Source organism: Streptomyces sp. 147326, from assembly GCF_045000215.1.
In the GTDB taxonomy this organism is placed as follows: Bacteria; Actinomycetota; Actinomycetes; order Streptomycetales; family Streptomycetaceae; genus Streptomyces.
Genome location: NZ_CP134201.1, coordinates 5,649,375 through 5,673,621, shown reverse-complemented (window position 1 = coordinate 5,673,621; position 24,247 = coordinate 5,649,375). Strand labels below are relative to the sequence as shown.

Annotated in this window: 26 protein-coding genes, 1 tRNA gene and 1 pseudogene; 14 read left to right on the top strand and 14 right to left on the bottom strand. The window is 72.9% G+C overall.

Annotated elements, in window-relative coordinates; genetic code table 11:
• Positions 1–279 precede the first annotated feature (279 nt).
• The 4 genes from RIU97_RS25995 to RIU97_RS25980 all read left to right on the top strand — a co-directional run bounded on the left by RIU97_RS25995 (position 280) and on the right by RIU97_RS25980 (position 3,161).
• A complete protein-coding gene (locus RIU97_RS25995) occupies positions 280–735 on the top strand; it encodes a hypothetical protein (protein WP_404960007.1) in 456 nt (151 codons plus the stop codon).
• Positions 736–1,111: 376 nt separating this feature from the next.
• Positions 1,112–2,284 carry a helix-turn-helix domain-containing protein gene (locus tag RIU97_RS25990; RefSeq protein ID WP_404960006.1) on the top strand — a complete coding sequence of 391 codons (1,173 nt, stop codon included), beginning with the start codon at positions 1,112–1,114 and terminating at the stop codon, positions 2,282–2,284.
• A 104-nt stretch (positions 2,285–2,388) separates the two neighbouring features.
• On the top strand, positions 2,389–2,991 hold the full coding sequence (orn, locus tag RIU97_RS25985) for an oligoribonuclease (protein WP_189737213.1): 603 nt from the start codon (positions 2,389–2,391) through the stop codon (positions 2,989–2,991).
• A 97-nt stretch (positions 2,992–3,088) separates the two neighbouring features.
• A tRNA-His gene (locus tag RIU97_RS25980) sits at positions 3,089–3,161 on the top strand.
• A 47-nt stretch (positions 3,162–3,208) separates the two neighbouring features.
• Here RIU97_RS25980 and RIU97_RS25975 read toward each other — a convergent pair.
• On the bottom strand, positions 3,209–4,234 hold the full coding sequence (locus RIU97_RS25975) for a LacI family DNA-binding transcriptional regulator (RefSeq protein ID WP_404960005.1): 1,026 nt from the start codon (positions 4,232–4,234) through the stop codon (positions 3,209–3,211).
• A 102-nt stretch (positions 4,235–4,336) separates the two neighbouring features.
• On the opposite strand from RIU97_RS25975, the gene RIU97_RS25970 reads away from it, so the two are divergent.
• From RIU97_RS25970 to RIU97_RS25950, 5 genes are read left to right on the top strand one after another with little or no spacing between them, the layout of a single operon-like run.
• Positions 4,337–5,686: an ABC transporter substrate-binding protein gene (locus RIU97_RS25970; RefSeq protein WP_404960004.1), complete on the top strand. Its 1,350-nt coding sequence runs from the start codon at positions 4,337–4,339 to the stop codon at positions 5,684–5,686.
• A 7-nt stretch (positions 5,687–5,693) separates the two neighbouring features.
• On the top strand, positions 5,694–6,689 hold the full coding sequence (locus RIU97_RS25965; RefSeq protein WP_404960002.1) for a carbohydrate ABC transporter permease: 996 nt from the start codon (positions 5,694–5,696) through the stop codon (positions 6,687–6,689).
• Positions 6,686–7,510 (top strand): carbohydrate ABC transporter permease, encoded by an 825-nt coding sequence (locus tag RIU97_RS25960; protein ID WP_327414150.1) that lies wholly within the window; start codon positions 6,686–6,688, stop codon positions 7,508–7,510. Before RIU97_RS25965 ends, RIU97_RS25960 begins: the two co-directional genes overlap by 4 nt.
• Positions 7,507–8,853: a GH1 family beta-glucosidase gene (locus RIU97_RS25955; RefSeq protein ID WP_404960001.1), complete on the top strand. Its 1,347-nt coding sequence runs from the start codon at positions 7,507–7,509 to the stop codon at positions 8,851–8,853. The genes RIU97_RS25960 and RIU97_RS25955 overlap by 4 nt, the downstream gene beginning before the upstream one ends.
• 9 nt (positions 8,854–8,862) lie before the next feature.
• Positions 8,863–9,768, top strand: coding sequence for a hypothetical protein (locus RIU97_RS25950; RefSeq protein ID WP_404960000.1), 906 nt, complete (start codon positions 8,863–8,865; stop codon positions 9,766–9,768).
• Between the two features lie 42 nt (positions 9,769–9,810).
• Here the strand turns inward: RIU97_RS25950 and RIU97_RS25945 are convergent, their stop codons facing one another.
• On the bottom strand, positions 9,811–10,626 hold the full coding sequence (locus tag RIU97_RS25945; RefSeq protein WP_404959999.1) for an SDR family oxidoreductase: 816 nt from the start codon (positions 10,624–10,626) through the stop codon (positions 9,811–9,813).
• 83 nt (positions 10,627–10,709) lie between these two features.
• Between RIU97_RS25945 and RIU97_RS25940 the strand changes: the two genes are divergently transcribed.
• Positions 10,710–11,288, top strand: coding sequence for a TetR/AcrR family transcriptional regulator (locus RIU97_RS25940; RefSeq protein WP_404959998.1), 579 nt, complete (start codon positions 10,710–10,712; stop codon positions 11,286–11,288).
• A gap of 18 nt (positions 11,289–11,306) precedes the next feature.
• On the opposite strand, the gene RIU97_RS25935 is transcribed toward RIU97_RS25940, so the two are convergent.
• Positions 11,307–12,128: an NAD(P)H-binding protein gene (locus RIU97_RS25935; RefSeq protein ID WP_404959997.1), complete on the bottom strand. Its 822-nt coding sequence runs from the start codon at positions 12,126–12,128 to the stop codon at positions 11,307–11,309.
• 105 nt (positions 12,129–12,233) lie between these two features.
• On the opposite strand from RIU97_RS25935, the gene RIU97_RS25930 reads away from it, so the two are divergent.
• Positions 12,234–12,737, top strand: coding sequence for a MarR family winged helix-turn-helix transcriptional regulator (locus RIU97_RS25930; RefSeq protein ID WP_404959996.1), 504 nt, complete (start codon positions 12,234–12,236; stop codon positions 12,735–12,737).
• A 154-nt stretch (positions 12,738–12,891) separates the two neighbouring features.
• A complete protein-coding gene (locus RIU97_RS25925) occupies positions 12,892–14,235 on the top strand; it encodes an MFS transporter (protein WP_404959995.1) in 1,344 nt (447 codons plus the stop codon).
• A gap of 34 nt (positions 14,236–14,269) precedes the next feature.
• Here RIU97_RS25925 and RIU97_RS25920 read toward each other — a convergent pair whose 3' ends face one another.
• The 4 genes from RIU97_RS25920 to RIU97_RS25905 form a co-directional block, all read right to left on the bottom strand.
• The gene (locus RIU97_RS25920; protein ID WP_404959994.1) at positions 14,270–14,572 is read right to left on the bottom strand and encodes a hypothetical protein; all 303 of its coding nucleotides are present in this window, start codon (positions 14,570–14,572) and stop codon (positions 14,270–14,272) included.
• Between the two features lie 96 nt (positions 14,573–14,668).
• Entirely contained in the window at positions 14,669–15,340 is a 672-nt protein-coding gene (locus RIU97_RS25915) for an NADPH-dependent F420 reductase (RefSeq protein ID WP_404959992.1), read from the bottom strand.
• A gap of 309 nt (positions 15,341–15,649) precedes the next feature.
• Complete coding sequence (locus tag RIU97_RS25910) at positions 15,650–17,047, bottom strand: sensor histidine kinase (protein WP_404959991.1); 1,398 nt, start codon at positions 17,045–17,047, stop codon at positions 15,650–15,652.
• A 7-nt stretch (positions 17,048–17,054) separates the two neighbouring features.
• On the bottom strand, positions 17,055–17,744 hold the full coding sequence (locus RIU97_RS25905; RefSeq protein WP_361766617.1) for a response regulator transcription factor: 690 nt from the start codon (positions 17,742–17,744) through the stop codon (positions 17,055–17,057).
• Between the two features lie 79 nt (positions 17,745–17,823).
• Between RIU97_RS25905 and RIU97_RS25900 the strand changes: the two genes are divergently transcribed.
• Positions 17,824–18,366, top strand: coding sequence for a hypothetical protein (locus RIU97_RS25900; RefSeq protein WP_404959989.1), 543 nt, complete (start codon positions 17,824–17,826; stop codon positions 18,364–18,366).
• A 24-nt stretch (positions 18,367–18,390) separates the two neighbouring features.
• On the opposite strand, the gene RIU97_RS25895 is transcribed toward RIU97_RS25900, so the two are convergent.
• The 4 genes and pseudogenes from RIU97_RS25895 to RIU97_RS25880 all read right to left on the bottom strand — a co-directional run bounded on the left by RIU97_RS25895 (position 18,391) and on the right by RIU97_RS25880 (position 20,808).
• The gene (locus RIU97_RS25895) at positions 18,391–19,029 is read right to left on the bottom strand and encodes a class I SAM-dependent methyltransferase (protein ID WP_404959987.1); all 639 of its coding nucleotides are present in this window, start codon (positions 19,027–19,029) and stop codon (positions 18,391–18,393) included.
• Between the two features lie 213 nt (positions 19,030–19,242).
• A pseudogene (locus tag RIU97_RS25890) lies at positions 19,243–19,392 on the bottom strand (spermine synthase); the annotation flags it as partial.
• A 95-nt stretch (positions 19,393–19,487) separates the two neighbouring features.
• A complete protein-coding gene (locus RIU97_RS25885) occupies positions 19,488–20,366 on the bottom strand; it encodes a spermidine synthase (RefSeq protein WP_404959985.1) in 879 nt (292 codons plus the stop codon).
• 34 nt (positions 20,367–20,400) lie between these two features.
• The gene (locus RIU97_RS25880) at positions 20,401–20,808 is read right to left on the bottom strand and encodes a hypothetical protein (protein WP_404959984.1); all 408 of its coding nucleotides are present in this window, start codon (positions 20,806–20,808) and stop codon (positions 20,401–20,403) included.
• Positions 20,809–21,058: 250 nt separating this feature from the next.
• Here RIU97_RS25880 and RIU97_RS25875 point away from each other — a divergent pair, with 250 nt between their 5' ends.
• The gene (locus tag RIU97_RS25875; protein ID WP_404959983.1) at positions 21,059–22,381 is read left to right on the top strand and encodes a tetratricopeptide repeat protein; all 1,323 of its coding nucleotides are present in this window, start codon (positions 21,059–21,061) and stop codon (positions 22,379–22,381) included.
• An 18-nt stretch (positions 22,382–22,399) separates the two neighbouring features.
• Here the strand turns inward: RIU97_RS25875 and RIU97_RS25870 are convergent, their stop codons facing one another.
• The 3 genes from RIU97_RS25870 to RIU97_RS25860 form a co-directional block, all read right to left on the bottom strand.
• A complete protein-coding gene (locus tag RIU97_RS25870; RefSeq protein WP_404959982.1) occupies positions 22,400–22,741 on the bottom strand; it encodes a VOC family protein in 342 nt (113 codons plus the stop codon).
• Between the two features lie 323 nt (positions 22,742–23,064).
• The gene (locus tag RIU97_RS25865; protein WP_404959981.1) at positions 23,065–23,547 is read right to left on the bottom strand and encodes a hypothetical protein; all 483 of its coding nucleotides are present in this window, start codon (positions 23,545–23,547) and stop codon (positions 23,065–23,067) included.
• A gap of 63 nt (positions 23,548–23,610) precedes the next feature.
• Positions 23,611–24,207 carry a histidine phosphatase family protein gene (locus tag RIU97_RS25860; RefSeq protein ID WP_404959980.1) on the bottom strand — a complete coding sequence of 199 codons (597 nt, stop codon included), beginning with the start codon at positions 24,205–24,207 and terminating at the stop codon, positions 23,611–23,613.
• Between the last annotated feature and the right edge of the window lie 40 nt (positions 24,208–24,247).

Below are 24,247 nucleotides of genomic sequence, written 5' to 3'. Positions count from 1 at the left end.
GAAATCGGCGACACAGTGTGACGGAGCTCTGTCCGGGAAGCATCTTCCCAAGCCCATACCCACCAGGGTACGGCGACACTCCTGTCCTGCACAGGGCTTGCCGCCCTTGGAGAGCGTCCCAGGGAGCATGCCGGAGCGAGCGCTCCTTGGCAATGGCCACTGTCCCCTACAGCCAGTGACGAGTGGGGCCCCGCAACCCTTGCGCGCAGTGACCGAGCCGCGCCGCGCGGCGTTGGACACGAGTCCGACCGTCCAGGAAGAGCCCGCAGGGAGCACGCCGTGCCCGGTCATCCGGTTCACCCCGTCCAGCCAGCTCAGCCGACGCAGTCCGTCCGGTCCCTCCATCCCGCCGACGCGGGCCCGCACTTCACCCCGTCGCCGCGCCCCGGACTCCACCCGGCCCTTCACCCGTCCGTGCAGTCCGCCGGACGCGCCCATGACGACCCTGCGGGTGACGTGGTGCGCTGGGCCGCCTTCAGCTGCCTGCTCGTCCCCGTGGTCCTCGTCGTCTACGGAACCTCCTTCGGCGGGGCGGCCGTCGCGACCCTCGGACTGCTCGCCGTGACGGCCGCGTGCCGGGCCCTGCTGCGCCACTCGGAGAAGAACGAGCGGGCGGCGGCCCGGGTCCTGGCGGAGGAGCGGCCTGCGCCCTCCCGCCGCCGCCGGCACTCGCGCGGCGGGGCCGGGAACCGCCGCGGCTGCCACGGCTCCGGCGCCGGGTCCCCGCACGACTGACTCATTCGCACACCCACACACGCATGTTTTCAGCCAACTTCCCGGCAGGGCGCCCCCCTTGCCGGAATGTCCCCCCACCCCCCTCACCACCAGCGACTACGAGCCCCGGGGGGCGTAGCGGCCCTACGGGTACTGGCCACGGCCGGTGGGCGGACTTCCCATTCGGGTAGCGGAGCGGAACGCTTACTGATCGAATGCTTTTCGCCAAGTTGAGAAGTCGACATAGCGCTGCGTGCTGAACTTGTCACGCCGACACCACGGGACGCAGTAGATTCGATCATGTATTTACGGCGGGGGAGCCACGTGCAAGGCCGAGGGGAAACGTGCAGGTGCGACCAGACCAAGGAGTCGCGACACCCAAGGGGGGCTTAGCGCCATGAGCCAGGATTCCACCGCCGTCGTCACAGACGCCGGCCGGAAGCTCGCGGGGCGTCGCCGCAGGGAGATCGTCGCGGTGCTGCTCTTCAGCGGCGGACCGATCTTCGAGAGCTCCATTCCACTTTCCGTGTTCGGCATTGACCGGCAGGACGCGGGAGTTCCACGCTATCGACTGCTCGTGTGCGCCGGTGAGGACGGTCCGCTCAGGACCACCGGCGGACTCGAACTGACCGCGCCGTACGGGTTGGAGGCGATCGCCCGGGCAGGCACGGTCGTCGTTCCCGCCTGGCGCTCCATCACATCACCGCCGCCTCCGGAGGCGTTGGACGCACTGCGTCTGGCGCACGAGGAGGGGGCCCGGATCGTCGGACTGTGCACGGGAGCCTTCGTGCTCGCCGCCGCCGGTCTGCTGGACGGCCGGCCCGCGACGACGCACTGGATGTACGCGCCGACGCTGGCCAAGCGCTACCCGTCCGTCCACGTCGATCCGCGCGAACTGTTCGTCGACGACGGCGACGTGCTCACGTCCGCGGGCACCGCTGCCGGAATCGACCTGTGCCTGCACATCGTGCGCACGGACCACGGCAGCGAGGCGGCCGGGGCCCTGGCCCGCAGGCTCGTCGTGCCGCCGCGCCGCACGGGCGGACAGGAGCGGTATCTCGACCGGTCCCTGCCGGAGGAGATCGGCGCCGACCCGCTGGCCGAGGTCGTCGCCTGGGCGCTGGAGCACCTCCACGAGCAGTTCGACGTGGAGACCCTGGCGGCCCGCGCCTACATGAGCAGGCGCACCTTCGACCGCCGGTTCCGCTCGCTCACCGGCAGTGCGCCGCTGCAGTGGCTGATCACCCAGCGGGTGCTCCAGGCGCAGCGGCTGCTGGAGACCTCCGACTACTCGGTCGACGAGGTCGCCGGGCGCTGCGGGTTCCGCTCGCCGGTCGCCCTCCGGGGTCACTTCCGGCGGCAGCTGGGGTCCTCCCCGGCCGCCTACCGCTCGGCCTACCGGGCACGCCGGCCGCAGGCCGACGTGGCGCAGGTGTCCGAGATCTCGTCGGGGCCGGTTCCGCACCAGCGCACTCCGCAGCCCCACCGGGCGGCGGCGGCCCTGGCCGCGGCGGGCCCGACGGTGACGGAGCTGTACGCCCCGGGCCGGGTCCTGCGGGAACACGCGTAACCCCACCACGGGTACGGCAAGGGAGGTCCTCCACCGGTCATCGCCGATGGGGGACCTTCCGCATATGCGGTCCGCTCCGCAAGGGACCGCATAAGGTGGGACACATGAACGATCGCATGGTGTGGATCGACTGCGAGATGACCGGGCTCTCGTTGACGGACGACGCACTTATCGAGGTGGCCGCACTGGTCACCGACTCGGAGCTCAACGTGCTCGGCGAAGGCGTGGACATCGTGATCCGCCCGCCGGACGCGGCCCTGGAGACCATGCCCGACGTGGTGCGCGAGATGCACACCGCCTCCGGCCTGCTCGACGAGCTGGCCGGCGGGACCACCCTCGCGGATGCCGAGGCGCAGGTCCTGGCGTACGTGCGGGAGCACGTGAAGGAGCCCCGCAAGGCGCCGCTCTGCGGGAACTCGGTCGGCACCGACCGCGGCTTCCTGCTGCGCGACATGGCCGCGCTGGAGAGCTACCTGCACTACCGGATCGTGGACGTGTCCTCGGTCAAGGAACTGGCGCGCCGCTGGTACCCGCGGGCGTACTTCAACAGCCCGCCGAAGAACGGCAACCACCGGGCGCTGGCGGACATCAAGGACTCCATCACCGAGCTGCGCTACTACCGGGAGGCGGTCTTCGTGCCGCAGCCCGGGCCCGACTCGGACACGGCCCGGTCCATCGCCGCCAAGCACGCCGTGCCGGGCGCGTAGCGACTCCCGCGGAGAGGGGTGCGGGAAAGGGTGGAGCGAGCACCCTCCCGGACCCTGTACCCTTTTCTTCGGCCGGTCGGTTTTCCGACCGGACATGGTGGGTGTAGCTCAGTTGGTAGAGCACCTGGTTGTGGTCCAGGTGGCCGCGGGTTCAAGTCCCGTCACTCACCCTGTGGGAAGGCCCCGATCGCGAAAGCGACCGGGGCCTTCTGCTTTCCTACGAGGATTCGCGGACCACCAGCCGGTTCGGCAGCACCACGGACTCCTCGGCCGTCTCCCCGGCGATCCTCGCCAGCAGCACCTGCGCCATGGTGCGGCCCATCTCCTCGATCGGCTGCCGGACGCTGGTCAGCGGCGGGTCCATGTGCCGGGCGACCACCGAGTCGTCGAAGCCGACCAGCGCCACGTCCTGCGGAATCCGGCGGCCGGCCGCGCGCAGCTCCCGCAGGGCGCCCGACGCCATGACGTCCGAGGCGGCGAAGACCGCGTCGAGGCCCGGGCGGCGTTCCAGCAGCTCGCGCATGGCCCGGCGGCCGCCGTCCTCGGTGAAGTCTCCGACCGAGATCAGCAGCTCGTCGACCTGGTGTCCGGCGGCGGCCAGGGCCTGCCGGTAGCCGTCGAGGCGGCACTGGGCCCCGTACACGTCCAGCGGTCCGGTGATCGTGGCGACGGTGCGGCGGCCCCGCGCGAGGAGGTGGCGTACGGCCTCGGCCGCGCCCGACAGGTTGTCGGAGTCCACGCACGGGAGCGTCTCGTCGGCGGAGCGGCGGCCGCTGATCACCGTCGGGATGCCGAGCTCGGCCAGCAGCTCCGGCAGCGGGTCCCCGGCGTGGACGGAGACGAGCAGTACGCCGTCCACGCGGTGCCCGGACAGGTACTGGGCGAGCCGGCGGCGCTCGCGGTCGCTGCCCGCCAGGGTGAGGACGAGCTGGACGTCGGTCTCGGCGAGGGCGGCGCCGACCCCGCGGACCACTTCGGAGAAGTAGGGCTCGGCGAAGAAGCGGGCCTCGGGCTCGGGGATCACGAGGGCGATGGCGTCGTTGCGGTTGGCGGCCAGTGCCCGCGCGGCGCGGTTCGGTACGTACCCCAGCTCCGCCACGGCCGCCTCGACGGCAGCCCGGGTATGCTCGCTGACCTTGGGGGATCCGTTGATCACCCGGGAGACCGTGCCGCGCCCTACCCTGGCGCGCGCCGCGACCTCCTCCAGCGTGGGCCGTCCCCCGCTGCGCCCGTGCCCGTTCATGGCTTCCTCCCGGTTGTGAATCTACCTCTTGACGACTGTGGGAGCGCTCCCACACTGTGTCACAGAACACCCGGCACGTTCCGTCCTTCAGGGAGGATGCACATGCGAGCCCAAGCCCGAGTGCGAAGAAACCTCGTCACGGTGGTCACCGCGGTGGGCGCGGCCGCCCTGCTGCTCGCGGGTTGCGCGCAGGACCCGGCCGAGAAGCCGGACGCCGGCGCCCCGGGCGGCGGCAGAGGCGACAGCAAAGCACAGACCACCCTCACCGTCGGGGTCTTCGGGGCCTTCGGCCTCAAGGAGGCCGGGCTCTACGACGAGTACATGGCGCAGAATCCCGGGATCCGGATCGAGCAGACCTCCATCGAGCGCAACGAGAACTACTACCCCCAGCTCCTCACCCACCTGGGCACGGGCAGCGGGCTCGCGGACATCCAGGCCGTCGAGGTCAACAACATCGCCGAGATCACCGCCACCCAGGCCGACAAGCTCGTCGACCTCGGCAAGGCGCCCGGTGTCGACAAGGCCGCGTACCTGCCGTGGAAGTGGGCGCAGGGCACGGCGAGCGCGGCGAAGGGCGGGGCCACGGTCGGCCTCGGCACCGACATAGGCCCGCAGGGCATCTGCTACCGCAAGGACCTCTTCGAGGCGGCCGGGCTGCCCAGCGACCGGGCGGCGGTCGGGGCGCTGTGGGCGGGCGACTGGAACAAGTACCTGGAGGCGGGCCGGGCGTACAAGGCGAAGGCCGGCGACGGAAAGGCCTTCGTGGACTCGGCGTCGGGTGTGATGGCGGCGGTGACCGGAAGCAGCGCCCAGCGGTTCTACGACGAGCAGGGCAAGGTCGTCTACAAGACCAACCCGGCGGTGCGCGGGGCCTTCGACCTGGCGGCCTCCTTCGCCACCGACGGGCTGAGCGCCAAGCTCCAGCAGTTCACCCCGGGCTGGGACCAGGGCTTCGCCAACGGCTCCTTCGCGACGGTCTCCTGCCCGGCCTGGATGCTCGGCTACATCCAGGACAAGGCGGGTCCGGCGGGCAAGGACAAGTGGGACGTGGCGCAGGCGCCCAGGCCCAGCAACTGGGGCGGCTCCTTCCTCGTCGTGCCGAAGGCGGGCAAGCACGCCGAGGAGGCGGCGAAGCTGGCGGCCTGGCTGACGGCGCCGGCGCAGCAGGCGAAGCTCTTCGAGAAGCGGGGCAGCTTCCCGAGCGCGAGCGCCGCGTACAAGCTGCCGGCGGTGTCGGGCGCGCAGCACACGTACTTCGGCGGCGCCCCGATCGGCGAGATCTTCGCGAGGGCGGCCGAAGGGGTGCCGGTGACGGTGGTCGGCCCGAAGGACCTGGTGATCGCGCAGAACCTGGCCGACATCGGCATGCTCCAGGTCGACCAGAAGGGCCGGTCGCCGCAGGAGGGCTGGGAGGCCGCCGTGAAGGCGATCGACAACGCCCTGGACCAGTGAGGCGCAAGTGACGGACGAGACCGCTGTCCTGTCCCCTTCCGCCGTCGGCCCGCAGCGGCCGGCGGCGGAGGGGGGCGGCCGGGGCCGGCCGGGCCAGGTGTGGCGCTCGCGCCGCTACCGCTGGGACCTGCGCTTCAGCCCGTACGCCTTCGTGGCGCCCTTCTTCCTCTTCTTCGCCGCCTTCGGGCTGTTCCCGCTGCTCTACACCGGCTGGGCGGCGCTGCACCAGGTGGAGCTGACCGATCCCGACAGCATGACCTGGGTGGGGCTGAGGAACTTCACCCGGCTGTGGGACGACGAGTTCTTCTGGAACGCGCTGCGCAACACCTTCACCATCGGGCTGCTGTCCACGGTTCCGCAGCTGGCGATCGCCCTCGGCCTGGCCCATCTGCTCAACTACAAGCTGCGCGGGTCCGCCTTCTTCCGGGTCGCGCTGCTCACCCCGTACGCGACCTCGGTGGCGGCCGCCACCCTCGTCTTCGTGCTGCTCTTCGGCCGGGACTACGGGATGGTCAACTGGGCGCTCTCGGCGGTCGGTTTCGGGGCGGTGGACTGGCAGAACGACACCTTCGCCTCGCAGTTGGCGGTCTCCACCATCGTGATCTGGCGGTGGACCGGCTACAACGCGCTGATCTACCTGGCCGCCATGCAGGCCGTGCCGGGCGAGCTCTACGAGTCCGCCGCGCTGGACGGGGCCTCGCGCTGGCAGCAGTTCCGCCACGTCACGGTGCCCTCGCTGCGGCCGACGATCTTCTTCACCTGTGTCGTGTCGACGATCGGGGCGACCCAGCTGTTCGGGGAGCCGCTGCTGTTCAACGGCGGGTCGGGCGCGACGGGCGGCTCGGACCACCAGTTCCAGACGCTCGGGCTGTACCTGTACGAGCAGGGCTGGGTGAACCTGCACCTCGGTCGGGCCTCGGCGATCGCGTGGGCGATGTTCCTGATCCTGCTGCTGATCGCCGGGGCGGCGCGGCTGCTGCGCGGACGGAAGGACTCCCGATGAGATCACTGCGCGCGGGCCGGCTCACGTACCTGGTGCTCGGCCTCTTCACGGCCGGCTCGCTGTTCCCCCTCGTGTGGACGGCGATCGCGGCCTCCCGCAACAGCACGCGCCTGGCCCAGACCCCGCCGCCGTTCTGGTTCGGCGGGAACCTGGGGCGCAACCTCCAGATCGCCTGGACGGACGCCAACATGGGCACCGCCCTGCTGAACACCGTGATCGTGGCGGGCACGGTCACCGCGGGCACCGTGCTCTTCTCCACCCTGGCGGGCTTCGCCTTCGCCAAACTCCGCTTCCGGGGCCGCCGGATGCTGATGTCGCTCGTGATCGGGACGATGCTGATCCCGCCGCAGCTGAGCGTGGTGCCGCTCTACATGCTGATCGCGCGGCTGTCGTGGACCGACCGGCTCCAGGCGGTGATCCTGCCGACCCTGGTGGGCGCCTTCGGGGTGTTCTTCATGCGCCAGTACCTGGTGCACGCGCTGCCGATCGAACTCGTGGAGGCGGCGCGCACCGACGGGGCGAGCTCGCTGCGGGTCATGTGGCACGTGGTGTTCCCGGCGGCCCGGCCGGCGATGGCGGTGCTGGGGATGCTCACCTTCGTCATGGCCTGGAACGACTTCTTCTGGCCGATCGTCGCGCTGACCCAGAACGGCAGCCCGACGGTGCAGGTGGCCCTGACCGGGCTGGGCCGGGGCTACATACCGGACCAGTCGGTGATCATGGCGGGCGCGCTGCTGGGCACGCTCCCGCTGCTGCTGGTGTTCATCGTCTTCGGCCGCCAGATCGTCGGCGGCATCATGCAGGGAGCGGTCAAGGGATGACGGACATGCGATTCCCCGAGGGATTCCTCTGGGGCACGGCCACGGCGGCCTTCCAGATCGAGGGCGCGGCCGCCTCGCGCGGGCCCTCGATCTGGGACACGTTCTGCGCCACGCCGGGGAAGGTGTACGGCGGGCACACGGGCGAGGTGGCGGTCGACCACCACCGGCTGTGGCGCGAGGACGTCCGGCTGATGGCCGAACTGGGGCTCGGCGCGTACCGGTTCTCGGTGTCCTGGCCGCGCGTGCTCGCCGGCGGGATCGGCTTCTACGACGCGCTCGTGGACGAGCTGCTCTCCCACGGGATCACGCCCTGCGTGACCCTCTACCACTGGGACCTGCCCCAGGAGCTGGAGGCCGCGGGCGGCTGGCCCGAACGGGAGACGGCCTACGCCTTCGCCTCGTACGCCGCCCAGGTCGCGGAGGCGCTGGCCGACCGGGTGGAGCTCTGGACCACGCTCAACGAGCCCTGGTGCAGCGCCTTCCTCGGCTACGCCTCCGGGGTGCACGCCCCGGGCCGCACCTCCCCCGCCGACTCGCTGCGCGCCGCCCACCACCTGAACCTGGCCCACGGCCTGGCCGCCGCCGCCCTGCCCGCCCGGTCCCGGGTCGGCATCGCGCTCAACCCCAGTGCGGTGCGGCCGCTGACCGGCTCGGCGGCCGATGCGGACGCCGCGCGCCGTATCGACGCGCTCGCCAACCGGATCTTCACCGGGCCGCTGCTGCACGGCGCCTACCCGCAGGACCTGCTCGCGGACACGGCCGCGCTGACCGACTGGTCCTTCGTCCGCACGGGCGACGAGGCGCTGATCCACCAGCCGCTGGAATTCCTCGGCGTGAACTACTACACGCCGGCGGTGGTGTCGGCGGCCCCCGGCGAGGACGGCCCGCGCGCCGACGGCCACGGCGGCACGGCCCACTCCCCCTGGCCCGCGGCGGACACGGTGGCCTTCCACCAGCCGCCGGGCGAGCGGACCGACATGGGCTGGTCGATCGACCCCACCGGCCTGTACGACCTGCTGATGCGCTTCGCCCACGAGGCGCCCGGCCTGCCGCTGCTGGTCACCGAGAACGGCGCGGCCTACGCCCCGGACCTCCACGACCCGCTCCGCATCGCCTACCTGGAGGCCCATCTCGCCACCGTCCACCGTGCCTTGGCGGACGGCGCCCCCGTCGAGGGCTACTTCCTGTGGTCGCTGCTGGACAACTTCGAGTGGTCCTACGGCTACAGCAAGCGCTTCGGCATCGTGCACGTCGACTACGAGACCCAGACCCGCACCCCGCGCTCCAGCGCCCACTGGTACGCCCGCCTGGCCCGCAAGGGTGTGATCCCCGCGGGCTTGTAGATTCGGCCCATGCGCTTCACCACGCCGCCGCGCCCCCTGGACGTGGAGTCCCTCTTCCCCGAACTGGCAGCCCACCGCCGTACGGCGACCCGGTTGCACCCGCGTGCCGGGGCGGCCGGAGTGCGCGAGAGCCACATCGGCGGGCCGATGCTGTGGCCGGCCGACGAGCCGTGGCCGGTGTGCGAGGCCCCGCACGGGCGCGGCGCGTCGGCGGCCGGCCCCCGGCCGCTGCTGGCCGTGGCCCAGCTTTACGGCCGGGACGTGCCCGACCTGCCCGCCGGCCCGGACGGTGGCGATCTGCTCCAGGTGTTCTGGTGCCCCTTCGACGCGCACGGGCCCACGGGTGCCGGCATGTACGTGCACCTGCGCTGGCGCCGTGCCGCAGAGGTGCGCCAAGTCCTGGCCGAGCCCCCGGCCCCCGGTCCGGTCGGCTTCGACGGCTACCTGCCGAGCCCCTGCGCGCTCCACCCGGAGCAGGTCACCGAGTACCCGTACATCGAGCTGCTCACCGGAGCCCTCGGCGCCCGCGTCGAGGAGTGGGAGGACGCCCAGGAGGAGGCCGCCTACGAGGCCGACGGGAGCGGAGCGGACGGCGACGGCGACGGCGACCCCGTGCCGAGCTACCAGTGCGACCTCTCCATCGCTCCGGGCTGGAAGGCCGGCGGCCACGCCGCGTGGAACCTCACCGGGCCCGGGGCGATGGACTGCCGCACCTGCGGCTCGGCAATGGATCTGCTCCTGACGATCGCCACGCACGAGTGGCACTCGGACGGTACGAGCTGGATCCCGCTGGAGGAACGGCCGGACGACCGCGCCCACACTCCGACCGGAGTGGTCGTGGGCAACCACGGCAAGCTCAACATCATCACCTGCCCCCAAGACCCATCCCACCCGCACGAGTTCAGCGTGCAGTGATCCGGCCCGGCCCCCGCCTGGCGGGAAGGGGCGGGGCAGCGGTCAGCGGAAGGCCGGGGCGGAACGGGCGGCCCAGTCGGCGAAGGGGCGGGGTGCGCGGCCCAGGATCTGCTCCACGGCGGGGCTCGGTATCAGCTCGGCGGGCAGCGGTTCGCCGAGGATCCCCAGGGTGCCCTCCACGACCGGCTCCGGCATGAAGGTCAGCATCTGGGCGCGGGCCTCCTCCCGGGTCTGCTCGACGAACCGGACGGGCTCACCCAGGGCCGCGGCTATCGCCTCGGCCCGGTCCCTCGGCGTGACCAGGGCGGGCCCGTTGAGCTCGTAGGTCCGGCCCGTGTGGCCGGGATCGCGCAGGACCGCGGCCGCGACCTCGGCGACATCCGCCGGGTCGACGGTCGGCAGCCCGACGTCGCCGAACGGCGCGGCGGCGGTGCGCCGCGTACGGATCGTCTCGGCCCAGGCGTAGGCGTTGGAGTTCAGCCCGCCGGAGCGCAGGATCGTCCACTCCAGACCGCCCCCGCGGACGGCTTCCTCGAACTGCGCGGGGTGGCGGTAGACCTCCGGGCGTGTCCCGACGCCCTGGGACGAGAGCAGGACGACCCGGCGCACCCCGGCGGCCCCGGCCCGTTCGAGGATGCCCTGCGGGTCCTCGCCGGCGACGAGCAGGAACAGCGCGTCGGCCCCTTCCAGCGCGGGGCGCAGGCTCTCCGGCTCGGCGAGGTCGCCCTGGTGGTGGCGGACCCCCTCGGGCATGTGCGCCGGCCGCCGGGAGACGGCGGTCACCTGCACACCGCCCGCGGCCAGAATCCGTACCAATTCGCGTCCCACGTTCCCGGTCGCACCCGTTACCACGATCACGACGAACCCCCTGTGAGTGAGTTAGTTGGCTGACTTAGTTACGACCATAGCTCCCTTCCGATCACTCGTCTATAGTTAGTCAGGTGACTGACTCAAAGAAGTCCCGGCGTACGTCCGGCAAGCGGGAGCGCCTGGCGGCCGCCGCGGCCCAGGTGCTCCACACCCAGGGCATCGCCCAGACCACGCTCGCGGACATCGCCCAGGCGGCAGAGGTCCCGGTGGGCAACGTCTACTACTACTTCAAGACCAAGGACCAGCTCGTCGAGGCCGCGATCGACGCACACGCGCAGACCCTCCTGGGCCTGATCAGCGCCCTCGATGAACTGCCCACCCCCCAAGACCGCCTGAAGGCCCTGCTGAACGGCTGGGTCGAACAGCGCGAGCTCACCGCCCAGTACGGCTGCCCCACCGGCACCCTCGCCTCGGAGCTCGACAAGCGCGCCGACGGGCTCGACCAGTCGATCGCCGCGGTCATGCAGACCCTGCTCGCCTGGGCCGAGCAACAGTTCCGGGAGATGGGCCGCGCCGACGCGCGCGAGCTCGCGGTCGCCCTGATCGCCGCCTACCAGGGCATCTCACTGCTCACCAACACCTTCCGCGACCCGGAGCTCATGACCACCGAGGCCCGCCGCCTGGAGCGCTGGATCGACTCCCTCACCTGAGGCCGGGCGCCGCCGCACTCAGGCCGCGAATGCGTCGGCGTGATCCTTCACCCAGGTCTCGAAAGTGCGGGCCGGGTGGCCCGTGAGGCGCTCCACGGCGTCGGTGATCTCGACCGGGAGGCCGTCCGAGGCGGCCCAGAAGTCGAGCAGGGCATCGGCGTAGGCGCCGGGTATGTAGCCGTCGGCCTCGGACTTCCACCGCTCGGCGGAAACGGTCTCGAAGGGTATGGGCCGGCCGAGCGCGTCGCCGAGTATCGCGAGCTGGGTCGCGAAGGTCAGCGACTGCGGGCCGGTCAGGGTGTAGGCGCGGCCTGCGAGGGCGGGGTCGGTGAGCACGGCGAAGGCCGCCTCGGCCAGGTCGGCCTCGTGGACGGGGTCACAGTGGGCGCCCGGGTAGGGCAGAGGGACCGGGCGGCCGGACCTCACGGACCAGGCCCAGCCCTGGGCATTGCTCGCGAAGGAACCCGGGCGCAGCAGGGTGGTGCGCAGCAGGGAGGCCGACAGGGCCTGCTCTACGGCGAGGTGGGACGCGGACAGCGGGCTGCCGGCGGCGTCCGGGGCGAGCACCGAGGAGGAGGACAGGAGCACCGCGTGCTCGACCCCGGCGGTGACGGCCTCCTTGACGAAGGCGTCGATGCCGGCGGCCTCGGCATAGAGGAAGACGGAGCGGACACCGGCGAGGGCGCCGGGGAAGGTCGACGGGTCGGTGAGGTCGCAGTGGACCGCACCGGGCGTGCCCCGCTCCCGGGAGCCGAGGCGGTACGGGACACCGTGGGCGTCGAGGAGGGCGCAGAGGCCGCGGGCGACCGCACCGCGGCCGCCGGTGACGAGAATCGACATGACTGGTTCCTCATCTGGAGTTGGGGATAGAATCCACACGTGGCACAGATTCTGTGCGACACATTCTCTGCGTCACACAGATAAATTTGAAGCACGGAGGAGCCGATGTCAACCGATCCCACTCGTACGGGTGGTGCGGAATGGAGCCGGGCCGAGCTGCTCGCGCGCATCGTCACCGAGAGCCAGCGGCATTACGCCGACTACTCCCTCTTCAACCAGGCGATGGCCGATCACGTGGGCCTCCACCCCACCGACATGCAGTGCGTCGCCCTCCTCGACATGGAGCCCGAACCCGTCAGCACCGGCGACATCGCCCGCCTCACCGGCCTGACCTCCGGTTCCGCCACCCGCCTCGTCGACCGGATGGTCAAGGCCGGCATCGTCCAGCGGCACGCCGACCCGAACGACCGCCGCCGCTCCCTCGTCTCCCTCTCCCCCGAGGCCCGCGAGCGGATCGGGGCGGCATGGGACACCCCCGGCCGCGCCTTCGGCGCCGTACTGGAGAGCTACTCCGACGCCGAGCTCAACGTGATCGCCGACTACCTGCACCGCGCCGCCGAGGTCGGCCGCGCCCAGGCCAAACGGCTCACCTCCGGGGAAGACGGCTGACGGTCGGCCGGCCGGACACGCCCCTCGACCGGCCGCTCCGCCGCCGGGTCCCCGAGGGCTTCCGAAGGGGGCGTTCCGGCACTACGGTCCCGCTCAACGGGCAACAGCGCGCGCCGGAGAAACGGGAGGGTCGGCGTGCGGTCGGAGGTTGTCCGTGTCCCAGCCCACCCCCACGTCCGCGTCCGCACCCACGTCCGCACCCACGTCCGCGTCCGTACCCACGTCCGCACCCACGTCCGCGCCCGGCGGCTTCCGCCGGGTGTTCGCACTCGGCGGTACCGCCCTCCCCCTCTACGCGTTCCTCGCCCGGCTCCCCGCCGCGCTCTGCCCCATCGGAACGCTCCTGCTCATCAACGCCCGCGACGGCATCGGCGCCGCCGGCGCCGTCGCCGCGGCGCTCTGGCTCGGCCAGGCCCTCGGCGGCCCCGTCATCGGCCGGCTCGCCGACCGGCGCGGGCACCGCCCCGTCCTGCTCGTCGCCTGCGCCGCGAACTCCGCCGTCCTCCTCGCCCTCGTCGCGGCCGTCCTCGGCGGGCTGCCGCTGGCCGCCCGCATGGCGCTGGCCGTCGCGGCCGGGCTCACCGTGCCCCAGATCGGCCCGCTGGCCAGGGCCCGTTGGGCACGGCTGGCCGGCGGGGACAAGAAGGTGCTCGGGTCCGCCCTGTCCGTCGACACCACCCTGGACGAGGTCGGATTCATGGTCGGCCCCGCGCTGGCCGGCATCCTGGCCGTCACGGTGCATCCCGCCTCGGCGCTCGTCCTCGCCGCCGCGCTGATCCTGCTGTTCGGCACGCTGTTCGCCCTGCATCCGACGGCTCCGGGCCCGGCGGTCGCGGCTCCGGGCCCGGCGGTCGCCGCCCGCGGCGCGCGGCCCGGTGTACGGCTCTGGTCGCCCGGGCTGGGCCTGCTCTTCGCGCTGGCGGTGCTGCAGGGGGCCGCCTGGAGCGGGGCGAACACCGGCGTCAACGCGCTCGCCGAATCGGTCGGCAATGCAGGCGCGGCCGGGCTGGTGTGGGCGGCCATGGCCGTGACCAGCTCCCTCGCCGGCTTCGTCACGGTCTCCCGGCCCGGATCGGCGGACCTGACCGTACGCCTGCGGTGGACGATCGCCGTCCAGGCGGTGCTCACCCTGCCGTTGCCGGCGGTGTCGGGACTGTGGGGAGCCGCCTTCGCCGTCGCGGGCATCGGACTGGCCGTGGCGCCCCACCTGATCGCGCTGTTCGGCCTGGTGGAACGGGCCGGCCCGGCGGAGCGAATGGGCGAGGCCATGACCGTGGTCGGCAGTGGGCTGATCCTCGGCCAGGCGCTGGCCGCGGCCGTTGCGGGGCCGCTGGCGAGCGCCTACGGCCATCGGGCGGCCTTCGCCGTCGCGTGCGCCGCGGCGGCCGCCTCCGCCGTACTGGCCCTCTCGCTTGCGGGAAGAACCGGTACGGGCCTGCGCCAGGACCTCGGCCCGCACGAGGACCTCGGCCCGCACGGCGACCTCGCGCCCCACTAGGGCGCGAGGTCGGCCCCCGTCGTGTCGGACCTCGTCAGGACGGGGAGGACTGCATCGCCGCCAGGCCCTTCGCCAGGTCCTCGGCGTTCATGACGGGGCCGACCTCGAGCTCGGCGTTGAACTGCAGGAACAGGTCCTCCATCAGCGCCGGCATCCGCGAGCTGTCGTCCAGGTCGAAGACGATCCAGCAGGAGCGGACGCCCTCGTGCAGACCGAAGTAGGCCGCCTCCGGCTTCACCTTGTCCATCAGCGTCTTCACCGCCTGGGGCAGCGAGCCGGTCTTGATGCCCTCGTTGGTGGCGGCCGTGTCAAAGTGCGCCCTGAGCATGACTCTCATGCGTGGCTCCTTCCGTCACGCCCACCCTCGGCGCGGCCCGGGGGCACGGCAACATATGCGCCCCCGTCCGTGCGGGGCCCGACGGGTCCGGACCTCTCAGTCCGAAGACGCCCCCTGGATGTGGAAGTTGAAGTCCGTGTGCCCGAGCGAGCCCATCAGCCGGAGCCATACGGGCAGCAGCATCTCGGCGCCCCGGGCCGTCTCGATGCCCCCGAGGTCGAGGATGCTCGGCTCCGGCCAGCCGAAGGAGTGGAGCAGCTCCCGTACGGCCTTCTTCGCGTCCGCGTCCTCCCCCGAGAGGAAGACGTGGTGCTCCCCGGCGACCCGGCCCGGATCGACCATGACCAGGCAGTTCATCGTGTTGAGCGTCTTGACCACCCGCAGCCCCGGGAAGGTGCGCTGGATCAGCTCGCCCAGGCTGTCGGTGTCCACCGGGTCCAGGCTCGGCGGGAAGCCCCGCGAGAAGTCCAGCGGGTTCGCGACGTCGACGAGGATCTTGCCGTCCAGGTGCGCGGCGTCCGCCGCCGTCAGCGCGGCGATGCTGACCTGCCCGCCGGTGGCGTTGACCAGGGTGTCGCCGTCCCGCGCGGCCTCCGCGAAGCCGGCGAGCCGCACCCCGGGCTGCCCCGCCTGCCACTCGGCGTACTCGGCGCGCCCGGCGGTCGCGGCGGGGTCGCGGGTGCCGATGACCACCTCGTGGCCCAGGGAGGCGAGCCGGGCGGCCAGCGTGCGGCCGACGATCCCGGTTCCGAGGACTGCGTAGCGCATGCCTGATTCCTTCCGATCGGCCGGGGGAGCCCGGCTAGTCCAGGATCCCCACGTCGTAGAGGAATTGGTACCGGTTCGGGTGTACGCCGCGCCCATCGCCGCCAGCAGCATGAACATCCGCTGCACGATGCAGAACGGGCACGGCTACTCCCGCATCCCGAACTGGTAGAAGAGCCCGCCGCAGAAGACACCCGTCCAGCCGATGGCGAAGAAGCACGCGAACCAGTACTGCGCCCGGCCCAGCAGTCCGCCCTCCGGCGGGGCCTCCGCGCATGCCCCGGACCGTACCGAGGGGGCACGGGCCGCCCGCTAGGCGCGCCCCCGGTTACGTCGGTTGCCGCGCCGGCCCCGGCCCGCCCGCCCGCCGCCGCCCGGACCGCCGAGGGTCCGGCCGTCCAGGCCGATCCACACCCGGACCTCGGTCCCGCCGAGCACCGAGCGCCCCAGCCGTACGTCGCCGCCCGTCGACTCCGCGACGCGGCGCACGATGTCCAGGCCGAGGCCGGTCGATCCGTCGCGGTCGCCGTCGTTTCCGCGGCGCAGGGCCGCCTCCGGGTCGGCGATGCCGGGGCCCGCGTCCGAGACGAGCACGATGACGGCGTCCCCGGCATCGTGGACGTCCACCGAGAAGGGGGTGCCCTCGGGGGTGTGCCGGAAGACGTTGCCGAGCATGGCGTCGAGGGCGGCGGCGAGCTCGGGACGGGCCACGGGGATCCGGACCGTACGGTCCACTCCCGCGAGCCGCACCTCGCGGCCCTCGTCCTCCGCGAGCGCCGACCAGAAGTCCATCCGGTCGCGGATCACCTCGGAGGCGTCGCAGCCCGCGCCCGCCCCGACCAGGCCGGTGGCCGGGCGCTGCTCCCGCGCCGTACGGATGATCGTGTCGACCTCGCGCTCCAGCTGCTCCACCGCGGCCCGGGTCTGTTCCGCGGCCGGGCCGTCCCCGAGCGAGGCCGTGTTGAGCCGCAGCACCGTCAGCGGCGTCCGCAGCCGGTGCGAGAGGTCGGCGGCCAGCTCCCGCTCATTGGCGAGGAGTTCCACCACCTGGTCCGCCATCGCGTTGAACGCGACGGCCGCCGAGCGGAGTTCCTTCGGCCCCACCTCCGGCACCCGCGCTCCGAGCCGGCCCTCGCCCAGCCGGTGCGCGGCGTCCGCGAGCCGCTCGGCCGGCCGTACGAGCCGGGCGCCGAGCCGGTCGGCGACGCCCACCGAGCCCACGATCAGCGCGAGCCCGACGCCCGCGAGCACCAGCCAGGCGGTCGCGACGCCGTTGCTGACCTCGCTCTCCGGTACGAAGATCTCCACCACCGCGATGTCCCCGGAGCCGAGCGCGGTCGGCTGGAGCAGCGCCGAGCCGCCGCCGGCCGCCGAGGCGGTCGTGGCCCGCCCGATCCGCCGGGTCTCGGCGACGGCGTGCGCACCCGCCCGGCCCTGGCCGATCTCCACCGGGGCGCTGTCGCCGATGGCGGGCACGTGGACGGCCATCCGCCGGGCGGCGCCCATCTGCGTGGACTCCATCGCCTTCTGCAGCTGGACCGGGTCGGTGGTGATGGACAGGGTCGGCCCGATGGTGGCGGCCTGCCGCTCGGCGTTGGAGAAGGCCCGGTCGCTGGCCATCTCCTGGACGACGAGCCCGAGGGGTACGGCGAAGGCCACGACCACCATGGCCGTGACCGCGAGGCACACCTTGACCAGGGCCCATCTCATCGGGGCATCACTGCGGCGGCTCCAGCTTGACGCCGACACCCCGCAGCGTGTGCAGGTACCGCGGGCGGGCGGCCGTTTCGCCGAGTTTGCGGCGCAGCCAGGACAGGTGGACGTCGATGGTCTGGTCGTCCCCGTACGACTGCTGCCAGACCTCGGCGAGCAGTTCGCGGCGGGCCACGACCACCCCGGGCCGCCCGGCGAGGAAGGCCAGCAGGTCGAACTCCCGCCGGGTGAGGTCCAGTACGGTCCCGTCGAGCTCGGCCTGGCGGCGCAGCGGGTCGATGGCGAGCCCGCCGACGCGCAGGACGCGCGAGGGGGGTTCGGCCCCGGCGGCGGCCCGGGAGCGGCGCAGGACGGCGGCCATGCGGGCGGAGAGGTGCTCCACGGAGAAGGGTTTGGTCAGGTAGTCGTCGGCGCCGTCGTTGAGCAGCCGGACGATCTCCGCCTCGTCGTCGCGCGCGGTCGCGATGATCACGGGTACGTCGGTGATGCCGCGCAGCATCTTGAGCGCTTCCGACCCGTCCAGGTCGGGCAGCCCGAGGTCGAGGATGACCACGTCGAAGCGGTGGTGCGCGACTTCGCGCAGGGCCTCCAGGGCCGTGCCGACGCTCCGCACGGTGTGCGAGGCGTCGGTCAGGTGCCGGATGAGGGCGGAACGTACGAACTGGTCGTCCTCGACCACGAGCACACTTGCCATGGCCCGCACCGTAGTCCATTCGAGGGACTCAGCGGGGTGTCGGGCTGCTCTTGTGACGGGTGGTGCAGTATGTGCCCTGATGCGACGAGGACTTCTTCATGCCATGGCTTGGACGCTGGCGACCGGGGCGGCGGTGACGCTGTCGTGGTGGGGCGTGCACAGTGTCATGTCGGGGACGGCCTACGATCCGCCGCTCGCGGTGCCGCTCGCCACTCAGCCGCTGTCCTCCTCGACGCAGCGCGCGCAGCCGCCGGACGCCCCGGCGGAGTCCGCGTCCCCGTCGCCCTCCGCCTCGCCGACCCCGGCCGCGCCGTCGTCCGCCGGGGCCTCCCCCGGCAAGCCGTCCCAGAAGCCCGCGGCCTCACCCTCCCCCTACGGGCAGGGGGAAGGGCAGGATCCGGGCAAGGTGAAGGCCTACCCGGTCTCCGGTGGCCGGGTCGTCTTCTCCCTGGGCGCGTCCTCCGCCGAGCTGGTTTCGGCGACGCCGGCGGCCGGCTGGCGGATGCAGGTGTGGAAGCAGGATTTCTGGATCCGGGTCACCTTCACCCGGGACGGCCGTGAGGTGTCGGTGTTCTGCACCTGGCACGACCATCCGCCGCTGGTGGAGATCGTCGATCCCTGAGCCTGACCGCCCGGGCGGGAAGCCTCAGGCCGGGACCGTGCCCACCAGCACGAACTCGTTGTACGGGAAGACCTTGCCCATCGGCCGGGGGAAGGGGAAGGAGTAGGTCCGTCGGACCGCTATCCCGGCCTTGGCGGCGTGGCTGCGCAGCTCCTCGAAGCCGACCCAGCGGATGTGGGTGGCGTCGGACCGGAAACCGACCTCCTGCGGGGTGATCATGACGACCGAGCCGCCCGGCTTGACCAGCGGAAGGTACTGCTCCAGCAGCGTCGCCGCCGTGTCCTCCTCCACGTGCTCCAGCACGTGCGCGACCAGCAGGCTGTCGAAGGACCCGGGACCGCAGTCCGGGGCGGCGGCCAGCCCGTCGGGGGTGTAGGCGTTCAGTCCGCGCTCGCGGCAGGTCTGCACCGAGTGCGGGTTGTGGTCGACGCCGACGCTGTCCGGGCCGCAGTTGAGCAGGTTCCGTCCCAGCCCGCAGCCGATGTCGAGGACCCGGCCCAGGTTCAGCCGCTGCAGGTTCCAGCGGTACGGAGCCTGCGTGGGCAGCAGCCGCTTGATTCCGGACTGCTCCAGGCGCGCCAGCCGCTGGGTGTAATCGGAGCCGGCGGTGCTCGGGGTGGTGCCAGGGGTGGGGGCACCGGGGGTTGCGGGGAAATCAGACATTGCCTTGCCGTCTCCTGAACGCGTCGTAGGAGGGCAAGCCCTCCTAGGGGTTCACAGGCTACGCACGGCGGCCGCTCGCGGGGAGTACTCGACGGATCTTTATCCGCAACTGCACAAGGTGTATCCGGAACCGATCCGCGACCCCGCGTGGTCGCGGATCCGGAACCGGTTCGCGACCCCGCGGGAGCACCGCGCCGCGAGGGGCTCGCGCGGCTACCGGAAGACCGAGGGCGGCGGCTGCGGCGAGGCCACCGCGGAGGCGTCGGCTACAGGAGCCGCGCCGCCCGCGAAATCGGCCAGTGCCCGGCCGTGCTCGACCCGGCCCGGGTGGGGGTCGCTCGCGACCCGGCGGGTGAATTCCGCGCGTATCCGGAACCGATCCGCGACCCCGCGTGGTCGCGGATCCGGAACCGGTTCGCGACCCCGCGGGAGCACCGCGCCGCGAGGGGCTCGCGCGGCTACCGGAAGACCGAGGGCGGCGGCTGCGGCGAGGCCACCGCGGAGGCGTCGGCTACAGGAGCCGCGCCGCCCGCGAAATCGGCCAGTGCCCGGCCGTGCTCGACCCGGCCCGGGTGGGGGTCGCTCGCGACCCGGCGGGTGAATTCCGCGACGGGCAGCTCACGGTCGGACGCCACCAGGACGGCATTGCCGAATCGTTTCCCCCGCCACACCACCGGGTCCGCGGCCAGCGCCAGCTCCGTGAACCGGGACGCGGCCGTCGCGATCTGGCTCCGCAGGTGGGTCAGCGGCGGACCGTCCGCGAGGTTGGCCACGTACCACCCGGTGGGCGTGAGGGCCCGCCGTACGTCGTCCAGGAACTCGGTGCTCGTCAGGTGCGCCGGGGTGCGCGCCCCGCTGAACACGTCCGCGATCACCAGGTCCGCCCAGCCGTCCGGCACCTTCGCCAGGCCCGCCCGGGCGTCCACCGCGCGGACCCGGACCCGCGCCTGCGGGTCCAGCGGCAGGTGTTCCCGTACGAAGGCGACCAGTGCGGCGTCGATCTCCACGATCTGCTGCGTCGAGCGGGGGCGGGAGGCGGCCGTGTAGCGGGCGAGGGTGAAGGCGCCGCCGCCCAGGTGCACCACGTTCAGGGGCTGCCGGGCGGGCGCGACGAGGTCGATCAGGTGGCCGATCCTCCGCTGGTAGGCGAAGTCCAGGTACCCGGGGTCGTCCAGGTCCACGTGGGACTGCGGGGCCCCGTCGATCAGCAGGGTCCAGGCGGCGGCGCGCTCGCGGTCCGGCTCCAGCTCCGCCCGGCCGCCGTCCACCTGTCCGGTGACCGCCTCGGCGCTGCCGCGTCCGCGCTGCTTGCCCTTGTTCCTGTCCTTGCCTGCCACCACCCCATTGTGCCGGGCGGCAGCCGGGGAGGGGTCAGCGGCAGTTGTCCGCGGCCTCGATCAGCCGGGCTGCCTCGCCGAGCGCCGCGCGCAGCACCGCGGGGTCGGTGACCGGCCCGACGGCCTCCGGCGGGAGCAGCCAGCCGGTGGAGCCCGCGGTGGGCGAGGCCGCGTCGCCGAAGCGCATCCCGCGCCCGTTGGTCTGCGTACAGGCGCTGCCCGGCAGGTCCCAGGCGTCGGCGGTGCCGGGCGGGACGAGGAATCCGAGGGTGTCGCCGGAGCCGTCGTGCAGGACGGGTCCGACCCCGCCGGCCTGGCTGGCGGCGCGGCGGATGATGTCCACCGCCTCCAGACCCTGCCGCGTGGGCACGGTCACCAGGTCCAGATCGAGGTCCGGGGCCGTGCCGGGCTCGGACGCGGTGTTCGTTCCAGTGCTCTCCATGCCGCCCTCCACCAAGGGAACCCCTCCTCGATCCGTATCCGCATGGGTTCAACGCACGGGAACGTCAACGGGTGCGGCGGCAAGACGCTGCAAAGGATGGCAGTTCATGGCGGATCGCGGGTGAGATATCCGTTTTGTAGGCAAACATCGCATGAACACCCCGGCGCTGGCGGTACGTTCATGCGCGCCGGGCCCCACTCTCACACGTCACAGCACCGGCGCTGCGGTCCTTGCCAGAGAGGTCACGTCCATGGCGGCGTTCCCCCACTCACCCAACTCCACGTTCCGGCGGCTGCGCGGGCAGCACTCCCCGGCCGAGTTCGCAGCCCTGGTGCGCCGGGCGGCGAAGGAGATCGGAGAAACGGTTTCCTGCGACGCGCGCTACATCGGCCGGGTCGAGTCCGGCGAGATCCGCTGTCCCAACTACGCGTACGAGCGGGTCTTCCTCCACATGTTTCCCGGCCGCGCCCTGGCCGACCTGGGATTCTCCCCGCGCGCGAGCGTGCGCGGGCGATCGGCGCAGCGCGATCCCCTCACCACCGTCCCCACCCACCGTTCCCCTTCCAGTGCCAAGGAGAGCGACGTGCTGCGTCGCGCGTTCATGGCGGGCGGCTCCGCGACCGTGGCGGCCGCGACGCTCAGCCTCACTCTGCTCGGCGACACCCGCCGGCTCCCCTCCCGCGCCGGCGAGTCCGAGGCGGCCGCCGTCGAGGACGCGGTACGCCAGATCCGCCTGCTGGACGACCGGCACGGGGCCGACGCCCTGTACCGCAGGGCCGCCGAGCCCCTGCGCACCGCCTACGCCCTGCTCGACGCGGGGGCCACCCGGCAGTCCACCGAGGACCGGCTGCACGCGGGCGCCGGCGAACTGGCCGTCTCGGTCGGCTGGCTGGCCCACGACTCCGGCCGCTTCGACGACGCCCGCTCGCACTACGCGGAGGCCCTGGCGACGGCCCGGGTCGCGCGGGACGCGGGCCTGGAGGCGCACGCCTTCAGCAACATGGCCTTCCTGGCCCGGGACTGCGGCCGCTCCCGCGAGGCGGTACGGGCGGCCCAGGCGGGCCGCCGGGCCGCGCGCTCCCTCGGTTCCCCGCGGCTGCTGTCACTGCTCGCCCTGCGGGAGGCCGGCGGCTGGGCGGGGCTGGCCGACCGCAAGGCCTGCGAGGAGGCGCTGACCCGGGCCCATACGGAGTTCTCCCGGGGCGAGGCGGACGCCGACCCCGAGTGGATGTCCTTCTTCGGCGAGGCGGAGCTGGAGTCCCTTGAGGCGCGGTGCTGGGCGGCGCTCGGGGAACACGCCCGCGCGGCCCGGCACGCCCGCCGCGCCGCCGACCTCCAGGATCCGCACTTCGCCCGGAACGTCGCCCTCTACACGGCCGAACTGGCCGGCAACCTGGCCCGCGCGGGCGCCCCGGACGAGGCCGCCTGGGCCGGCGGCCGGGTGCTGGACCTGCTGACCGAGGTCCAGTCCACGCGGGTCCGGTCGATGCTCTCGGAGACGGCGGGCGCGCTCGTTCCGCATCAGCGCTCTCCCCGGGTGGGGGCCTTCCTGACGAGGCACGCGGCGGTCTGACCCCGCCGGTCAGCCGGGTCAGCCGCCGAGGTACTCGTAGACCCCGCCATCGGGGTGGCGCACCACCGCGCGGCGCCCGTTGGGCGTGGGGGCGGGTGCGGCGATCACCTCGCCCCCGGACGCGGCGCAGTGCGCGACCGCCGCGTCCAGGTCGGCCACGGAGAGGGTGGCGGCCACTCCCGCGAACCGATCGGCGATCGCGTCGGGCCCGCTGAACAGCAGGAACGGCCCGACGCTCGCCAGGTCCAGGCCGGCGAACCCGAACCGGGTCGCCGGCTGGCCGGTCAGCCGTACGTAGAAGTCCAGGGCCGGACCGAGATCGTCCACGCGCCGCCGCAGCACCACGGAGGTAATCGTCATGACCCCATCCTCCCCGCCGCCCGATGGCTCAACTCCCTTGCGGTGGCAGTCTTTTAGCGGTGCGGCGCCACTGCTGGGGCTCCGCCCCGGACCCCGCGCCTCAAACGCCGGCGAGGCTGAACCCGGCACCCGCCGGCGGTGACGGGAGGGGTGCGTGACGGGACGGCTGTGTGCCGGGGCGCTCCCCGCAGGGCGCCGAACGCAATCCCCTCGGCCCTGCGACCCCCCGCCACGTTCGGCGCCCGAGGAGACGCCCCGGCGCGCGCCCGGCCCCACCCGAACCGGCGGAGCCCGCCCCCCGGCCCCCTTGCGATGGACGCCTTTCAGGCGGATTCCCGGCCGTCTCCCAACGGCGGCAAGCCGTCCGCGCCACCCACGGGAGTACCGTCCGGTCTCAGGCCGCAGGCAGCCGCCAGGACGACGGACACATCGGCCTCCGGGACGGCGTCGCGAACCTCCGCCAGGACGCCGGGAAAGTCCTCGTCGTCGATGAAGCCCAGGTGCTCCTGGCGCAACCGGTGGACGATCTCGACGAGTTCGGGCCGCAGCCTCATCCAGGCGCGGGACGTACGGACTTCCTCGTCGACCTGGTCCATGAACCAGCGCATGACGTCGTACGGGATGTCGCCGCGCCGCCCGTGGGGGTCGAAACACACCGTCGGCTCCCGCGCCGGGTCCTCGTCGGGGACGACCGCGGTCAACAGGCTCCGCTGTTCGGCGACGAGTTCCAGCTCCAGGTACCAGGCGTCGTCGCGTACGGAGTACATCGCGATGATCGCGTAGTCGCCGGGGCGCGGGTTGGTCATGGCACGGATGCTGTCACAGCGCGTGCGGCGCGTCCTCCGGGTTTCGGCTCCGAGGGACACCCCCTACGCGTCGAGGTGTCCGGTGTCGTTCCAGCGTTCCAGGGCGGGGGCGCCGTAGGCCCAGCCGAGGACCGAGAGGGAGGTGGGTTCCAGGCGGATGCGGGCGCCGAAGGAGGCTTCGAAGCCGAGCCAGCGAGCGGCGAGGGTGCGCAGGATGTGGCCGTGGGCGAAGACCAGGACGTCGCGCTCCGCCGAGCGGGCCCAGGCGACCACCTCGTCCGCGCGCGCCGCGACGTCGGCGACGGACTCGCCGCCCGGGACCCCGTCGCGCCAGATCAGCCAGCCGGGCCGGATCGCCTGGATCTCGGCCGGGGTCATGCCCTCGTAGTCGCCGTAGTCCCACTCCATCAGGGCGTCCCACGGCTCCGCCCGGACCCCGAAGCCCGCCAGGTCGCAGCTCTCGCTCGCGCGGGCCAGCGGACTGGTGCGGACCTCGGTGCCGGGCAGGCTGTTCCACGGGTCGCGGGCCAGCCGCTCGCCGAGCAGCTTCGCCCCCCGCTTGCCCTCCTCCAGCAGGGGCACGTCCGTGCGTCCGGTGTGCTTGCCGAGCTGGGACCACGCCGTCTGGCCGTGGCGGGCCAGCAGGATGCGGGGGGCCATGGGGTACTCCCGTTTCATACGAATTCGTGCGCGTTCATGC

Bases quoted from the DNA above. Each gene is read 5' to 3' on its own strand.
- RIU97_RS25865 (WP_404959981.1), bottom strand. From the start codon at position 23,547: ATGACCAACCCGCGCCCCGGCGACTACGCGATCATCGCGATGTACTCC.
- RIU97_RS25975 (WP_404960005.1), bottom strand. From the start codon at position 4,234: ATGAACGGGCACGGGCGCAGCGGGGGACGGCCCACGCTGGAGGAGGTC.
- RIU97_RS25915 (WP_404959992.1), bottom strand. From the start codon at position 15,340: ATGCGCTACGCAGTCCTCGGAACCGGGATCGTCGGCCGCACGCTGGCC.
- RIU97_RS25910 (WP_404959991.1), bottom strand. From the start codon at position 17,047: ATGAGATGGGCCCTGGTCAAGGTGTGCCTCGCGGTCACGGCCATGGTG.
- RIU97_RS25930 (WP_404959996.1), top strand. From the start codon at position 12,234: ATGTCAACCGATCCCACTCGTACGGGTGGTGCGGAATGGAGCCGGGCC.
- RIU97_RS25895 (WP_404959987.1), bottom strand. From the start codon at position 19,029: ATGTCTGATTTCCCCGCAACCCCCGGTGCCCCCACCCCTGGCACCACC.
- RIU97_RS25860 (WP_404959980.1), bottom strand. From the start codon at position 24,207: ATGGCCCCCCGCATCCTGCTGGCCCGCCACGGCCAGACGGCGTGGTCC.
- RIU97_RS25955 (WP_404960001.1), top strand. From the start codon at position 7,507: ATGACGGACATGCGATTCCCCGAGGGATTCCTCTGGGGCACGGCCACG.
- RIU97_RS25905 (WP_361766617.1), bottom strand. From the start codon at position 17,744: ATGGCAAGTGTGCTCGTGGTCGAGGACGACCAGTTCGTACGTTCCGCC.
- RIU97_RS25990 (WP_404960006.1), top strand. From the start codon at position 1,112: ATGAGCCAGGATTCCACCGCCGTCGTCACAGACGCCGGCCGGAAGCTC.
- RIU97_RS25950 (WP_404960000.1), top strand. From the start codon at position 8,863: ATGCGCTTCACCACGCCGCCGCGCCCCCTGGACGTGGAGTCCCTCTTC.
- RIU97_RS25875 (WP_404959983.1), top strand. From the start codon at position 21,059: ATGGCGGCGTTCCCCCACTCACCCAACTCCACGTTCCGGCGGCTGCGC.
- RIU97_RS25970 (WP_404960004.1), top strand. From the start codon at position 4,337: ATGCGAGCCCAAGCCCGAGTGCGAAGAAACCTCGTCACGGTGGTCACC.
- RIU97_RS25900 (WP_404959989.1), top strand. From the start codon at position 17,824: ATGCGACGAGGACTTCTTCATGCCATGGCTTGGACGCTGGCGACCGGG.
- RIU97_RS25870 (WP_404959982.1), bottom strand. From the start codon at position 22,741: ATGACGATTACCTCCGTGGTGCTGCGGCGGCGCGTGGACGATCTCGGT.
- RIU97_RS25935 (WP_404959997.1), bottom strand. From the start codon at position 12,128: ATGTCGATTCTCGTCACCGGCGGCCGCGGTGCGGTCGCCCGCGGCCTC.
- RIU97_RS25960 (WP_327414150.1), top strand. From the start codon at position 6,686: ATGAGATCACTGCGCGCGGGCCGGCTCACGTACCTGGTGCTCGGCCTC.
- orn (WP_189737213.1), top strand. From the start codon at position 2,389: ATGAACGATCGCATGGTGTGGATCGACTGCGAGATGACCGGGCTCTCG.
- RIU97_RS25920 (WP_404959994.1), bottom strand. From the start codon at position 14,572: ATGAGAGTCATGCTCAGGGCGCACTTTGACACGGCCGCCACCAACGAG.
- RIU97_RS25880 (WP_404959984.1), bottom strand. From the start codon at position 20,808: ATGGAGAGCACTGGAACGAACACCGCGTCCGAGCCCGGCACGGCCCCG.